The sequence below is a fragment of the Actinotalea fermentans genome (assembly GCF_007991475.1).
Classification (GTDB): domain Bacteria; phylum Actinomycetota; class Actinomycetes; order Actinomycetales; family Cellulomonadaceae; genus Actinotalea; species Actinotalea fermentans.
This window is the reverse complement of sequence record NZ_BJYK01000009.1, coordinates 82987-96727: the sequence shown is the minus strand read 5'-3', so window position 1 is coordinate 96727 and position 13741 is coordinate 82987. Positions and strand designations below refer to the sequence as shown.

General features: G+C 75.1%; 13 protein-coding genes. 7 read left to right on the top strand and 6 right to left on the bottom strand.

The window, feature by feature from the left end:
• Positions 1-7: 7 nt before the first annotated feature.
• The 5 genes from glyA (at position 8) to AFE02nite_RS12350 (ending at position 5339) form a co-directional block, all read left to right on the top strand.
• Positions 8-1315 carry a serine hydroxymethyltransferase gene (gene glyA / locus AFE02nite_RS12370; RefSeq protein ID WP_034247981.1) on the top strand — a complete coding sequence of 436 codons (1308 nt, stop codon included), beginning with the start codon at positions 8-10 and terminating at the stop codon, positions 1313-1315.
• Positions 1312-2190, top strand: coding sequence for a bifunctional methylenetetrahydrofolate dehydrogenase/methenyltetrahydrofolate cyclohydrolase (locus AFE02nite_RS12365; protein WP_034247980.1), 879 nt, complete (start codon positions 1312-1314; stop codon positions 2188-2190). The genes glyA and AFE02nite_RS12365 overlap by 4 nt, the downstream gene beginning before the upstream one ends.
• A gap of 164 nt (positions 2191-2354) precedes the next feature.
• On the top strand, positions 2355-2840 hold the full coding sequence (locus tag AFE02nite_RS12360; RefSeq protein WP_034247979.1) for a VOC family protein: 486 nt from the start codon (positions 2355-2357) through the stop codon (positions 2838-2840).
• 133 nt (positions 2841-2973) lie between these two features.
• On the top strand, positions 2974-4506 hold the full coding sequence (locus tag AFE02nite_RS12355; protein WP_146819753.1) for a GGDEF domain-containing protein: 1533 nt from the start codon (positions 2974-2976) through the stop codon (positions 4504-4506).
• Positions 4507-4541: 35 nt separating this feature from the next.
• On the top strand, positions 4542-5339 hold the full coding sequence (locus AFE02nite_RS12350; protein WP_034249930.1) for an exodeoxyribonuclease III: 798 nt from the start codon (positions 4542-4544) through the stop codon (positions 5337-5339).
• 24 nt (positions 5340-5363) lie between these two features.
• Here the strand turns inward: AFE02nite_RS12350 and AFE02nite_RS12345 are convergent, their stop codons facing one another.
• From AFE02nite_RS12345 to AFE02nite_RS12320, 6 genes are all read right to left on the bottom strand, one after another.
• On the bottom strand, positions 5364-6341 hold the full coding sequence (locus AFE02nite_RS12345) for a PfkB family carbohydrate kinase (RefSeq protein ID WP_146819752.1): 978 nt from the start codon (positions 6339-6341) through the stop codon (positions 5364-5366).
• Positions 6338-7363, bottom strand: coding sequence for an ADP-ribosylglycohydrolase family protein (locus AFE02nite_RS12340; protein WP_146819751.1), 1026 nt, complete (start codon positions 7361-7363; stop codon positions 6338-6340). The genes AFE02nite_RS12345 and AFE02nite_RS12340 overlap by 4 nt, the downstream gene beginning before the upstream one ends.
• A 46-nt stretch (positions 7364-7409) precedes the next feature.
• A complete protein-coding gene (locus tag AFE02nite_RS12335) occupies positions 7410-8147 on the bottom strand; it encodes a GntR family transcriptional regulator (protein WP_146819750.1) in 738 nt (245 codons plus the stop codon).
• Positions 8144-8776, bottom strand: a complete 633-nt coding sequence (locus tag AFE02nite_RS12330) for a cysteine hydrolase family protein (RefSeq protein WP_146819749.1) — start codon at positions 8774-8776, stop codon at positions 8144-8146. Before AFE02nite_RS12330 ends, AFE02nite_RS12335 begins: the two co-directional genes overlap by 4 nt.
• Positions 8776-10245 carry a purine-cytosine permease family protein gene (locus AFE02nite_RS12325; RefSeq protein WP_052113582.1) on the bottom strand — a complete coding sequence of 490 codons (1470 nt, stop codon included), beginning with the start codon at positions 10243-10245 and terminating at the stop codon, positions 8776-8778. The genes AFE02nite_RS12330 and AFE02nite_RS12325 overlap by 1 nt, the downstream gene beginning before the upstream one ends.
• A 161-nt stretch (positions 10246-10406) precedes the next feature.
• Positions 10407-11762 carry an MFS transporter gene (locus AFE02nite_RS12320; protein ID WP_261765608.1) on the bottom strand — a complete coding sequence of 452 codons (1356 nt, stop codon included), beginning with the start codon at positions 11760-11762 and terminating at the stop codon, positions 10407-10409.
• Between the two features lie 51 nt (positions 11763-11813).
• On the opposite strand from AFE02nite_RS12320, the gene AFE02nite_RS12315 reads away from it, so the two are divergent.
• Positions 11814-12368, top strand: coding sequence for an ArsR/SmtB family transcription factor (locus AFE02nite_RS12315; RefSeq protein ID WP_034245099.1), 555 nt, complete (start codon positions 11814-11816; stop codon positions 12366-12368).
• 178 nt (positions 12369-12546) lie between these two features.
• Complete coding sequence (locus tag AFE02nite_RS12310; RefSeq protein WP_034245097.1) at positions 12547-13737, top strand: complex I 51 kDa subunit family protein; 1191 nt, start codon at positions 12547-12549, stop codon at positions 13735-13737.
• The last annotated feature ends 4 nt before the right edge of the window (positions 13738-13741 follow it).

Here is a 13741-nt window from a genome sequence, read left to right as displayed (position 1 = left end):
GAGAACGATGACCGCCACCCCCGACTCCGCCCACTCGTCCCGCGAGCGCGTGCTCGACGCGCCGCTCGCCGAGGTCGACCCCGAGATCGCCGAGGTCCTCGAGCTCGAGCTCGGCCGCCAGCGCGAGACGCTCGAGATGATCGCGAGCGAGAACTTCGTGCCGCGCGCCGTCCTCCAGGCGCAGGGCTCCGTGCTCACGAACAAGTACGCCGAGGGCTACCCGGGCAAGCGGTACTACGGCGGCTGCGAGTACGTCGACGTCGCCGAGAACCTCGCGATCGCCCGCGCCAAGGCCCTCTTCGGCGCGGAGCACGCCAACGTCCAGCCGCACGCGGGCGCCCAGGCGAACGCCGCCGTCCTGCACGCGCTCGCCACGCCCGGCGACACGATCCTCGGCCTCGAGCTGGCGCACGGCGGCCACCTCACGCACGGCATGAAGATCAACTTCTCGGGCCGGCTGTACGACGTCGCCTCCTACCAGGTGGACCCGACCACGTTCCGGGTGGACATGGACGTCGTGCGCGCCACGGCCGTCGAGCGCCGGCCGCGCGTCATCATCGCCGGCTGGTCCGCCTACCCGCGGCACCTCGACTTCGCCGCGTTCGCCGAGATCGCGCGCGAGGTGGGCGCCGCGCTCTGGGTCGACATGGCGCACTTCGCCGGCCTCGTCGCCGCGGGCCTGCACCCGTCGCCCGTGCCGCACGCCGACGTCGTCTCCTCGACCGTGCACAAGACCATCGGCGGCCCGCGCTCCGGCTTCATCCTGAGCAAGGAGGAGCACGCCAAGAAGATCGACTCCGCGGTGTTCCCGGGCCAGCAGGGCGGCCCGCTCATGCACGTCGTCGCGGCCAAGGCGACGGCCTTCAAGATCGCCGCGACCGAGGAGTTCCGCGCCCGCCAGCAGCGCACGCTCGACGGCGCCCAGATCCTCGCCGAGCGCCTGTCTGCCCCCGACGTCGCCGGCGCCGGCGTCTCCGTGCTCACCGGCGGCACTGACGTGCACCTGGTGCTCGTGGACCTGCGCGAGTCGCCGCTCGACGGCCAGCAGGCCGAGGACCTCCTGCACGCGGCCGGCATCACCGTGAACCGCAACGCCGTGCCGTTCGACCCGCGCCCGCCGCGCGTGACGTCCGGCCTGCGGATCGGCACGCCGGCGCTTGCGACGCGCGGCTTCGGCGAAGCCGAGTTCCGCGAGGTCGCCGACATCATCGCGACGGCCCTCGTGGACGGCCAGGCGGCCGACGTCGCCGCGCTGCGCGCGCGGGTCGGCAGGCTCACGGCGGACTTCCCGCTGTACCCGGGCCTGCAGCAGTGACCGCCCAGCTGCTCGACGGCAAGGCCGTCGCCGCGGCGATCAAGGGCGAGCTCGCGGTCCGGGTGGCGGCGCTGCGGGAGCGCGGCGTCGCCTGCGGGCTGGGCACGATCCTCGTCGGCGACGACCCGGGCTCGCACGCCTACGTCGCGGGCAAGCACCGCGACTGCGCCGAGGTCGGCATCGACTCGATCCGCGAGGACCTGCCCGCGGACGCGACCACCGCCGACGTCGAGGCCGCGATCGACCGGCTGAACGCCGACCCGCGCTGCACCGGCTACATCGTCCAGCTGCCGCTGCCGAAGGGCATCGACCCGGGGCCGCTGCTCGAGCGCATCGACCCGGCCAAGGACGCCGACGGCCTGCACCCGACGAACCTCGGCCGCCTGGTGCTGCGGGTGAGCGAGCCGCTCACCTCGCCGCTGCCGTGCACGCCGCGCGGCTGCCTCGAGCTGCTGGCGCGGTACGGGCTGTCCGTGGCGGGCAAGCACGTCGTCGTCGTCGGGCGGGGGACCACGGTGGGGCGGTCCATCGGGCTGCTCCTCACGCGGCGCGAGCACAACGCGACGGTGACGCTCACGCACACCGGCACCCGCGACCTGGACGCGCACCTGCGGACGGCGGACGTCATCGTCGCCGCGGCGGGCGTGCCCGGCATCGTGCGCGCCCAGGACGTCGCCCCGGGCGCCATCGTGCTCGACGTCGGCGTCTCGCGGCAGGTCGACGAGGAGACCGGCCGCACGCGCCTGGTGGGCGACGTCGACCCCGCCGTCCGCGACGTGGCCGGCTGGCTCTCGCCCAACCCGGGTGGGGTCGGCCCGATGACGCGCGCCATGCTCCTGGCCAACGTGGTCGAGGCCGCCGAGGCGAGCCTCTGACGGGCTCCCAGCGATCCACCCCCCTCGGAGTGGAACGAACCTGTCGTGATCTGCCCTCGAGTGGAACGTCCTGCTCCACGTTCGTTCCACTCGACGGCAGATGAGTCCGCACGGGCCGGGTGGTCTGCACCTTCGACAGTGCCCGACCACCGAGGGAGACCGCCATGTCCGTGCACACGCACCTCTGGTTCGACGACCAGGCCGAGGACGCCGCGAGGTTCTGGACCTCGATCGTGCCCAACTCGCGGATCCTGGCGGTCCGCCGCGCGCCCGCGGGAGTTCCCGACGTCGCGGAGGGCACCGTGTTCGTCGTCGAGCTCGAGCTCGACGGCCACCGCGTCACGGCGCTCAACGCCGGACCGTCCTTCACGCTGGACGAGGCGTTCTCGTTCTTCCTCGAGTGCGAGGACCAGGCTGAGGTCGACAAGTACTGGGAGGCGCTGCTGGCCGACGGCGGCGAGCCCAGCCAGTGCGGCTGGCTGCGGGACCGCTTCGGCGTGGCCTGGCAGGTCGTCCCGAAGGGCCTGGACGACCTGGTCTTCGCACCCGGCGAGGCCGGGCAGCGCGCGATGGACGCGATGATGCGGCAGGTCAAGCTCGACATCGGCGCCATCCGGGCGGCGTACGAGGGCGTGTCCGCGCCCGCCTGACGGGCGGCCCGGGCGGGTGCACATTCACCCGCTCGTGCCGATTTGACACGGGAGGGTGCGGGTTACATTCGTCTTCCCCCACGCTATGCGGGCCGGCGGACCCCCAGCCGCTGCGCCGAACCGAAGGACCCGAGTGACGCTCGCCGCCCCCACGAGCAGCCCCGCAACCGACCCGCCGACGAGCGTGCCGGGTCGCCTGCGCACGTCCCTGGGCAGGCCGTCCGGCGTCTTCCCGGCCACGCGCTGGTTGTTCGCGCGGCTCGCCCTGCTCTCCCTGGCGGTCACGCTGCCGGTGCCGCTCCTGACGGCGAACCTCGTGGAGGCCGGCGCGGTGCTGCTCGGCAGCGGGGTGCTCGCGACCTCGTGGACCTTCGGCTACCTGCGCGGCCGGACGAGCGTCGGCGCGGACGTCGCGGACACGATCGCCGTGTTCGCGATCGCGCTCGCCAGCGACGTGCCGTCGAGCATCGTCGCGGCGCTCGTCTCGGCCCTGTGGTTCCGCTCGCTGGAGGGGACCGCGACCCGCGCCTACCTGCGCCCGGTCGCGTACTCCGCGGCGCTGGCGCTGGCGCTGGCGTTGTGGCCGCACGTCGGCGACCACGTCTCGACGACGGAGGGCCTGCAGTTCCTCGCCACCGTCCCGATGCTCTTCCTGACCGTCGTCGTCGCGCGCCGGCTGGCCTGGATGTTCCTCGAGCGCCAGGTGCGCGACGCCGTCGGGGCGGTCTACGCCGCCGCCATCGAGCAGCTGCTCGGCCTCACGGACTGCGCGGCGATCCGCGAGGTCGCCGCCGAGGCCGACCGGGGGTTCTGCCAGGCGGTGCCCGGGCTGCGCATCGCGAAGGCGGACGCGGACGGGCAGCACCTGGTCATCGACGTCCGGCACGGCGACTGGGTCGCGCCGCCCGAGCGCCTGCCCCTCGCCCTGGTGGGCGACGTCCCGGCGGGCGACCGGCCGCGGGAGCGGGCCTCGGCCGCGCGCCCGGTCGCCGACGCGCGGCTGCTCGACGCGGCGGCGGGCGCCCGGTGCGTCTGGGTCGCCCTGTCGCTGCCCGTGGTGCCCCGGCTCGGCGCGCGCAGCTGGCTCCTCGTCGGCGCTCCCGGCGCGGTGCCGTCGTCGTTGATCCGTGCCCTGCGGAACCTCGCCAACCACATGGCCCTGGCCTACGCCGTCGCGGAGGCGCACGACGCCCTGACCGAGCGCGCCACCACCGACGCCCTCACGGGCCTGGCCAACCGGTCGGCCTTCACCACCGCCCTCGGGGGGGCGCTCGCGGACGGCTCGCTCGCGCACGTGAGCGTGCTGTTCGTCGACATGGACGCGTTCAAGGAGATCAACGACCGCCTCGGTCACCAGGCCGGCGACCAGGTGCTCCGCGAGGTCGCCACGCGCCTGCGGCGGGCGTCGCGACCGGGCGACACGTGCGGTCGGCTCGGCGGTGACGAGTTCGCCGTCCTGCTGCCGGGCGCGGACGCGAAGGCCGCCGCCATCGTCGCGCAGCGGGTGGCCGCCGCGGTCCGCGCGCCGCTGCGGCGGGCGGGCGACGTCGTCGTGCCGCTGAGCGCCAGCGTGGGGTGCGCGACCGCGGCCACGGGCACCGACCCCGAGGTGCTGCTCCGCGAGGCCGACGCCGCGATGTACGACGCCAAGCGCGTCTCGCGCTGAACGATCGAGGTCCCGCGGTCGGGGAGAATCTCCGGGTGCTGATCGCCACCGCCAACGTCAACGGGATCCGGGCCGCCTTCCGTCGGGGGATGGGGGCATGGCTCGACGCCCGGCAGCCCGACGTGCTGCTGCTCCAGGAGACCCGGGCGGGGGAGGAGCACCTGCGCGACCACCTGGACCCCGCGGTGTGGCACCTCGCGCACGCGGAGGCGGAGGCCAAGGGGCGGGCGGGCGTCGCCGTCGCGTCCCGGCTGCCGCTCAGCGCGGTGCGCGTCGGCCTCGGGCCCGACGGCGTGCCGACGAACACCGGCCGCTGGGTGGAGGCGGACCTGGAGCTGGCCGACGGCGGCGCGCTCACCGTGGTCTCGACGTACGTGCACAGCGGCACGCTCGACACCCCGTCGATGGCGGAGAAGTACGCCTTCCTCGAGCTGGTCACCGCGCGGATGCGCGAGCTCGGCGCGGACGGGCACCGCGCCGTCGTCGCCGGGGACGTGAACATCGCCCACCGCAGCGTCGACCTGAAGAACTGGAAGGGCAACCTCAAGGCCGCCGGGTGCCTGCCGGCCGAGCGCGCCTACCTGGACACGTGGTTCGACGAGCTCGGCTGGGTGGACCTGGGCCGGCGGCTCGGGGGCGACGGCCCGGGTCCGTACACCTGGTGGTCGTGGCGCGGGAAGGCCTTCGACAACGACGCCGGGTGGCGCATCGACTACCAGATCGCCTCGCCCGCCCTCGCCCCGGCGGCGGTGCGCGCAGAGGTGGACCGTGCGCCGTCGTACGACGCGCGGTGGAGCGACCACGCGCCGCTGGTCGTGGAGTACGCGCTCTGAGCGACGCCGGTGCCCGGCCGGCCGTCAGGCGCGGTGGGCCGGGAGGCGGGCGCCGCAGCCGGGGTCGAGGAACGCGTCCAGCTCGCGGCGGGTCGGGCCCGTCGCGGGGCCGGGGCGCGTGACGGCGAGCGCGGCGCCACCGTTCGCGCGTGCGGCGGCGTCCCGGGCGGTCGCCCCGCGGGCGAGCTCCGCCAGGAAGACGCCGGTGTGCGCGTCCCCCGCGCCGTTGAGGTCCACGACGGTCACCGGCACCGGTGGCACGGTCAGCGGCTCGCCGTCCCGCTCGACCAGGACGCACCCGTCCGCGCCGGTGCGCACGAGGACGCCGCGCCGGCCCGCACGCTCGGCCAGGTGGGCCGCGACCGTCGTCGCGGCCGTCGTCGCGGGGTCCCCGGTGACGGCGCGCGCCTCGGCGAGGTTGGCCGACACCCAGTCCGCGCGGTCGAGCAGGACGGCGAGCGCCTCGCCGGGCACGGAGGCGACGAGCGGTCCCGGGTCGACGACGACGGTCACCCGCGGGTCGACACCCGGCAGCCAGGCGGTGAGCGCGGCGCAGTTGATCGCGTGCGCGAGCGAGTAGCCGGTGACGTAGAGCAGGTCCCCGGGCCGGAGCTGCACGCGGGCCAGCGCGGCGGGCGTCAGGTGCGCCTCGGCTCCCGGGAGCGTCACGAAGGTCCGCTCGCCGGTCGCGTCGACGAACGCCAGGACGACGCCGGTGTCGATCTCGGGCACCGGCGGCTGGAGCACCGTGATGCCCTCGTCGCGCAGGGCGGCGCGGGCCAGCTCGGCGTACTGGCCGGTCCCGTGCATCCCGGCGTAGGCGACCGGCAGGTCGTGCCGGGCGGCCGCCGCCATGACGTTGAACCCGCCGCCGACGTGCGCCGTGGCGCCGTAGGCGAACACGTCGCCGCCGCGCTCCGGCAGGTGGGGGACCGTCACGACCAGGTCGACGACGGCGTTGCCCAGGTGGACGAGCTGCGGTCCGTGCGGCGCGCGGCTCATGCGACACCCCGCAGGACGAGCAGGTCCCGCGCGAGGCCGGCCAGGTCGAGGCCGTTGACGGACTCGACGGTCGCCCGCGCGTCGGGCGGGAAGGCGGCGGCCCCCGCGCACGCGCCCGCGACGGCACCCGCCATGGCGGCGATCGTGTCGCAGTCGCCGCCGACGGACGCCGCCACGCGGCACACGCGCCACGGGTCGTCGGGATGCAGGCTGGCGAGCGCGAACGCGGCCGGCACGGACTCCTGGGTGGCCAGGCTGGTGCCGACCAGGCGGAACACCAGGTCGCACGCCTCGGCGTCGGTGCGGCCCGCGACGGTGCCGACGGCCCACCGGATCCGCGTGGCGACGTCGGCGGCGGCCACCCAGCGGCCGCGCCGGGCGGCCTGCGTCGCGGCGTCGACGGCGGCGTGCGTCGCCGCGCGGACGTCGGCTCCGTCGATCCCGGCGGAGACCGCGGCGGCGACGGCGGCCGCCCCGGCCAGGGCCACCGAGGTGTGGTGGGTGAGGCGGCTGGCGGCGACGACGGCGTCGACCAGCGCGGACGGGCCGCCGGGGCCGTCCAGGGGGGTCGCCACGCCGACGGGCGTCACGCGCATGGCCGCGCCGTTGGTGTCCCCGTACCGGCCGACGTCGTCGGGGTCGGCGCCGGCGAGGAGGTCGGCGAGCGCCCGCTTCGTGGACGGCCCGAGCAGGTCGAGCGAGCCGCGCGCCCGCATCGCGTCCTCCCAGGCGACCAGCCGCCGGGCGAGCTCCGCGGGGTCCACCCGGCCGCCGCCGTCGACCAGCAGGCGCGCCAGCAGCACCGCCTGCTCGGTGTCGTCGGTGACGGTGCCGGCGGGCAGGCCAGCGGCGATCGGGTGGTCGGCCGGGGCGGGGGTGAAGCCGGCGAGCACGGGCCCGTAGCCGGCGACGACGGCGTCCCGCGACAGCAGCTGGGTCGGCATGCCGAGGGCGTCGCCGACCGCCAGGCCGAGCAACGCCCCGAGCGCCCTGTCGGCGCGCGCGGTCGCCTCGTCGTTCATCGGCTCAGCCCCCTGTCGTCGACGATCCCATCGTGGCCCACGAGCATCACGCGTCGCTGCCGAACGTGAGGGACAGCTCGAAGTGCTCCGGGTCCAGGAGGCTCTCGACGCGTTCGACGAGGCTGTCCTGCGCCGTCAGCGACGTCCGGCAGGTGTGCAGGAACCACGTGCCGACGTCGCGCCCGAGCAGCGCCGCCTCCCGCTCACCGAGGCGGCGGCAGGCGGCGCGCTGCTCGCCGTGGTCGGCGGCGAGCCCTGCGGCGACGAGCTCGGCCGAGAGCGAGCCGGTCAGCCCGCGCGTCGGGAGGTCCGCGAGGGGCCCGACGGCGGGGAGCGTGGCCCGCTCGTAGGAGATGGGCCTCGCGGGCGTGCCGTCCGGGCCGGCGAGCTCGCGCACCCGCTCGACGACGACGACGCGCGCGCCGTCGGGCAGGTGCGCGGCGAGCTCCGGGGCGCGGCCCGCCACCACGGACAGCACCCGGACGCGGGAGTCCACGCCGCGCGAGGCGAGCGCCCGCGCCCAGCCCTGCGGGTTGTCCAGCGGCTCGCCGTCGTACAGGACGTACGAGCCCTTGCCCGTGCGGGTGGCGATGAGCCCGTCCTCGCTCAGCTCGGCGAGGGCCGCGCGCACCGTGGTGCGGCTCACGCCGAAGCGCTCGGCGAGCGCCACCTCGCCGGGCAGCCGGGCGCCGCGCCGCAGCCGGCCCGAGCGGATCTCGCGCGCCAGCTCGCTCGAGATCCGCTCGTGCTTGAGCCGGACGCGCCGGCCCGGGGTGCCGGTCACCGGTGCTCGGCCTCCCGTGCCAGCGCCAGGCCCTCGGCCAGGTCGACGACCCGGACCAGGGGCGCGTACAGGCTCATGACGTGCAGCGCCTTCGCGTGCGAGTCGTCGTCGACGCCCGCGCAGGCGTCGGCCACGACCAGCACCTCGATGCCGTCGTCCGCCGCGGCCAGGGCCGTGGAGATGACGCAGCAGTCGGTGCTGACACCGCAGAGCACGAGGCGTCCGTGCGGCCCGACGAGCGGGCGCAGCTGCGACCACTTGCTGAAGGTGGTCGCGGAGACCACCCGGCCGGCCCGCTCGGCGGGCCCCGCGGCGTCGTCGAGGGAGGGCACCACGTCCCACAGCGGCGCGTCCGGGGGCTGGAGGGCGAACGACCACTCCTCGTAGTAGGGCACCCACGAGCCCTGGGGGCTGTCCGGCGCGACGAAGCGCGTGAACACCGCCCGGTCGCCGTACGCCTCGGCGAGCTGCCGGACGGGCTCGACGACGTCGGCGAAGCGCGGGGTCAGCCACGGGCTGCCCGGCTCGCCGAAGACGTTCTGCATGTCGATGACGGCGAGCACCGTCCGCGCCGGGTCGCTGCTCGGGGCGGGCCGCAGGGTCGCGGCGGTCGCGGCGAGGTCGTTCATCACTGGCCGCCCTCGTCGAGCAGCGGGCGGGCGCCCTCGGCGACGACCACCTCGGGCGAGGCGGGCAGCGCCTCCTGGTGCCGCACCGCGCCGGCGCGCAGGGCGAGCGTCGCCACGAAGGCGAAGGCGAGCGCGACGAGGACGCCGAGGTTCGCGTACGCCCAGTCGCCCTCACGCCCACCGAGCCCGACGACGTCGAGCAGGTAGCCCTGCCAGCCGAGCCACTCCGCGTAGCCGTTGGTGACCAGGCCCCAGCCGAGGACGGCGCCGGTGGCGAGGATCGCCATCGGGACGGCGGGCACGTCGCCGTAGCGGCCGTGGTGCCGGTACAGGTCGCCCTCGTCGTAGTCGCGGCGGCGCATCGCGACGTCGGCGAGCATGATGCCCGCCCACGCGGCGATCGGGACGCCGACGGTGATGAGGAAGCCCTGGAAGATCCCGAAGAACGAGTCCGGGCCCCAGACGATGTAGATCGTGCCGAGCACCATGATCACGCCGTCGATGGCGGCGGCGACCGGGCGCTTGACCGGCAGGCCGGTGGAGACCAGCGCCAGGCCGGAGGAGTAGATGTCGAGCACGGCGCCGCCGATGAGGCCGGAGACGGCGACGATCGCGAACGGGATCAGGTACCAGGTCGGCAGGATCTCGGTGAGCGCACCGATGGGGTCGCCGGAGATCGCCACGCGCAGGTCGTCGTCGGAGCCCGCCAGGAGCAGGCCGAAGACGATGAGGAAGAGCGGGGCGAGCGCCGCGCCGAACGTCGTCCAGCCGGCGACGCCGCGGCCGGAGGTGTGGCGCGGGAGGTAGCGCGAGTAGTCGGCGGCCATGTTGACCCAGCCGAGGCCGAAGCCGGTCATCATGAAGACGAGCGCGCCGATGAAGGCCTGCGCGGAGCCGGCGGGGATCGCGCTGACCGCGTCGAGGTCGATCTCGTCGACGACGAGCGCGACGTAGCCGATCGTCAGGACCGCGGTGACGATCGTGATGATCGTCTGCAGCCGCATGATCAGGTCGAAGCCGAAGATGCCGCCGGCGATGATGAGCGCGCCGACGACGACGAGGGCGATCACCTTGGTCGCGTCGCCGTCGCCCCAGCCGAGGCTGCCGGCGACGGTCGCGACCGCGAGCGTCGCCAGCGCCATGAGCACGGTCTCCCAGCCCACGGTCAGGATCCAGGACAGCGCGGAGGCGACCCGGCTGCCGCGCACCCCCAGCGCGGCACGGCTGAGCACCATGGTCGGTGCGGAGCCCCGCTTGCCCGCCAGCGCCACGAAGCCGCAGAGCAGGAACGAGAACACGATGCCGACGACGCTCGCGATCGTCGCCTGCGCGAACGAGATGCCGAAGTCGAGCACCCAGGCGCCGTAGCTGATGCCCAGCACGGAGACGTTGGCGGCGAACCACGGCCAGAAGAGGTCGCGGGGCCTGCCCTTGCGGTCGGCGTCTGCGATGACGTCGATGCCGTGCATCTCGACCTGGAGCGCGCTGGCGGTGGCGGCGGTGGTCGCGCTCGCCGCGGTGCTGGTGGGGGTGGGGGTGGGATCCGTCACGACGCCTCCTCGGGCGGCCGGTGAACGTGTTTAGACCTGTCTAAACTAGAGGCGCCGCCCCGGGGCGTCAACAGGTGGGCTCAGGCGGCCGGCGTCGGCGCGGCGCCGGGCAGGTCGCGCATCCGGGCGAGCGGGGAGAGCAGGACCGGCAGGCTCCCGACGACCGTCCCGGCCACGGCGATCCAGAGCGTCTCGACCACGCCGACGTGCGTGCCGAGGAACCCGCCGATGAGCCCGCCGAGCGGCATGCCGCCCCAGACGAGGAACCGGACGGACGCGTTCATGCGGCCGAGCAGCGCCGGCGGGCACAGGCGCTGGCGGAACGACACCTGCGCGACGTTGTAGACGACGATCCAGAACATCTGCAGGCCGCCGCCGACGACGAGCGTCACGCTCGCGGGGATGCCGGCCTCGGCCAGGGGCAGGGCGAGGGGGGTGAGCGCCATCGCCGGCAGCCACGCGGCGGCGGCCAGCGCGATGACCCGGCCCTCGCCGATCCACCGGCTCAGGCGCTCGGCGACGACGGCGCCGACCAGGCCGCCGATCGCCCCCGCGGAGCCGACGGCGCCGAACGCCGCCGGGGTGAGGTCGAGGACGCGCAGCGCGTAGATCGCCATGAGCGCCCCGCTGATCGAGCCGGCGAGGTTCGACAGCCCCGTGCACGCGACGATCCGGCGCAGCAGCGGCTGGCCCAGGACGAACCGCAGCCCCTCGGCGATCTCGGTCCGCAGGGGCCGCCGTTCCTCGCGCGGGGGCAGGGTCTCGTCGTGCCGGATCCGCCCGACGGCGAGCGCCGAGACCAGGTAGGTGACGACAGTGACGGCGACGAGCGCGGGCGCCGTCACCACGCGCAGCAGCTGCCCGCCCAGGCCCGGCCCGACGGCGATCGCCACCGACTGGGTGGCCTGCAGCTTCGAGTTCCCCTCGGCGATGTGCTCGAGGCCGACGAGCCCCGGCACGTAGCTCTGGTGCGCGACGTCGAAGAACACGGAGGCGCAGCTCATCGCCACGGCGACGCCGATGAGCAGCGGCACCGACCCGTGGCCGGTGAGCCCGGCGACCACGACGACCGCGAGCGCGGCGGCGCGCACGAGGTCCGCGGCGATGAGCGTGCGCCGCTTGTTCATCCGGTCCACCCAGGCGCCGACCAGCAGCCCGATGGCGGGGAAGGCCACCGTCTCGGCAGCCGTGAGGAAGCCCATCTCGAGCTCGGTCGCGGCGAGCGTCTGCACCGCGTAGATCGGCAGGGCGAAGATCGCCAGCTGCGCCCCGAGCTGCCCGAACGCGTCGCCGATCCACAGCTGACGGAAGTTGCGGTGGAAGGCGAGCGACCGGCGTCGGGCGGGCGCGGCGGGGTTGGCGCCGTCGGGCAGCGTGACGCGGTGGCCCTCCGGCGGCTCGGGGCCGCGACCGTCCGGTCCGTCGGGGATGCTCACCCGAGGAGCATCCTCCGGTGATTTGGGAAAGTCAATCAGTAAGATGGCGGCATGGCCGACGACGACCGCGCCCCCGACCGCGTCACCGATCACGACCCCGACGGAGGCCTCGAGCGTGACGCCGACGTCGACGCCGACGCCCGTGCCCTGGCCTCCGTCGTCCGGTGGCGGATCCTGCGCCTGTGCCTGGACGAGGCGCTGACCAACCGCGAGATCGCCGCACGCCTGCGCCGGGACCCCGGCACCGTCTACCACCACGTGCGCACGCTCGCCGAGCGCGGGTTCCTCGCGGCGCAGCCCGAGCGGCGCGGCGCGCGCGGCGCGCGCGAGGTCCCGTACCTGGCCACGCGCAAGACCTGGCGCACCGAGGCTGGCCCGATGCTCAACGGGCTGCTCGTGGAGACGTTCCTCGAGGAGCTCGGCGAGGCCGACCCGGAGAGCGTCTCCCTCGGGCGCCTCGGCGTGCGCCTCGACGAGGCCGGTCGCGCCGAGCTGGGCCGGCGGATCGGCGAGCTGCTGGAGGAGTTCGCCTCCCGCACCCCCGACCCCGACGGCGTCCCGTACTCCCTGTTCATCGCCATCCACGAGGACGCCGCCCGCCGCTGACCCTCGCCGCTGACCCTCGCCGCCGCCCGCACGGGCCAGGAGTCGGTTGTGTGGCCGGGGTCACATCGCGGGGGAGACATTGGGCCCAAAGGGCCCAGGCGGGCCGGGTGTATGCGCCCGTACGTTCGTGGTGCGCGTCACAGTCGCCGCGCAACCTCCGAGCTCAGGGGTGACGCCGATGAGCGTTCGAACTCCGATGACCCTCGCCACGATCGAGGCCGAGCAAGGACTCCGCGCCGCGCTGGCGTTGGACCCGGCGGGCGTGGTGGCCACCATCCGCGAGTCGGGCATGAAGGGCCGGGGCGGCGCAGGCTTCCCGACCGGCCTCAAGTGGCAGCTCGCCGCGGAGGCGGTGGCGCCCGACGGCGTCCGGTACGTCGTGTGCAACGCGGACGAGGGGGAGCCGGGCACCTTCAAGGACCGCGTGCTCCTGGCCGAGCTGCCCGACCTCGTCTTCGAGGGCATGACCATCGGGGGCTACGCCATCGGCTCGCACGAGGGCATCTGCTACCTGCGCGGGGAGTACGTCTACCTGCTCGCCGACCTCGAGGCGTGCCTCGAGCGCCGGCGCGCGGCCGGCCTGCTGGGGCCCGACGTCGCAGGGTCGGGCTTCGCGTTCGACATCACCATTCACCTCGGCTCGGGCGCGTACGTCTGCGGCGAGGAGACGGCGCTCATCGAGAGCCTCGAGGGCCGCCGCGGCGAGCCGCGCAACCGGCCGCCGTTCCCGGTGGTCTCCGGGTTCCGCGGCGCCCCGACGGTCGTCAACAACGTCGAGACGTTCGCGTGGGCCGCGGCGATCCTGGCCCGCGGCGCGGACTGGTTCGCGCACATCGGCACCGACCGGTCGACCGGCCCGAAGCTGCTCAGCGTCTCCGGCGACGTCCAGCGCCCCGGCGTCTACGAGTTCCCCCTCGGCGTGAGCATCGCCGAGGTCATCGAGGCCGCGGGCGGCCACGACGCCAAGGCGGCGATCGTCGGCGGTGCGGCGGGCACGTGCGTCCCGGCGCGCGACTTCGGCCGCGCCATCAGCTACGAGGACGTGTCCACGGGCGGCGCCGTCATCGTCGTCGGGCCGTGGCGGGACCTGCTGGAGGTGGCCGAGAACCTGCAGTGGTTCTTCGCCAACGAGTCGTGCGGGCAGTGCACCCCGTGCCGGGTCGGCAACGTCAAGCTGCTCGAGGGCATCCGGGCGCTACGCCGCGGCGAGCTCACGGTGCAGCAGCTCGAGGACATGGTGAGCCTCGGCCAGACGATGCGGATCGCGTCGAAGTGCGGCCTCGGGCAGGCCGCCCCCAACGTGCTCCTGTCGATCATCGAGAACTACCGGTCCGAGGTCCTCGGCCACATCCCCGTCGGTGCCCGATGAGCGG

Coding starts and splice junctions, on each gene's coding strand:
- glyA (WP_034247981.1), top strand. CDS start 8: ATGACCGCCACCCCCGACTCCGCCCACTCGTCCCGCGAGCGCGTGCTC.
- AFE02nite_RS12360 (WP_034247979.1), top strand. CDS start 2,355: ATGTCCGTGCACACGCACCTCTGGTTCGACGACCAGGCCGAGGACGCC.
- AFE02nite_RS12345 (WP_146819752.1), bottom strand. CDS start 6,341: ATGAGCCGCGCGCCGCACGGACCGCAGCTCGTCCACCTGGGCAACGCC.
- AFE02nite_RS12340 (WP_146819751.1), bottom strand. CDS start 7,363: ATGAACGACGAGGCGACCGCGCGCGCCGACAGGGCGCTCGGGGCGTTG.
- AFE02nite_RS12330 (WP_146819749.1), bottom strand. CDS start 8,776: ATGAACGACCTCGCCGCGACCGCCGCGACCCTGCGGCCCGCCCCGAGC.
- AFE02nite_RS12325 (WP_052113582.1), bottom strand. CDS start 10,245: ATGCACGGCATCGACGTCATCGCAGACGCCGACCGCAAGGGCAGGCCC.
- AFE02nite_RS12315 (WP_034245099.1), top strand. CDS start 11,814: ATGGCCGACGACGACCGCGCCCCCGACCGCGTCACCGATCACGACCCC.
- AFE02nite_RS12310 (WP_034245097.1), top strand. CDS start 12,547: ATGAGCGTTCGAACTCCGATGACCCTCGCCACGATCGAGGCCGAGCAA.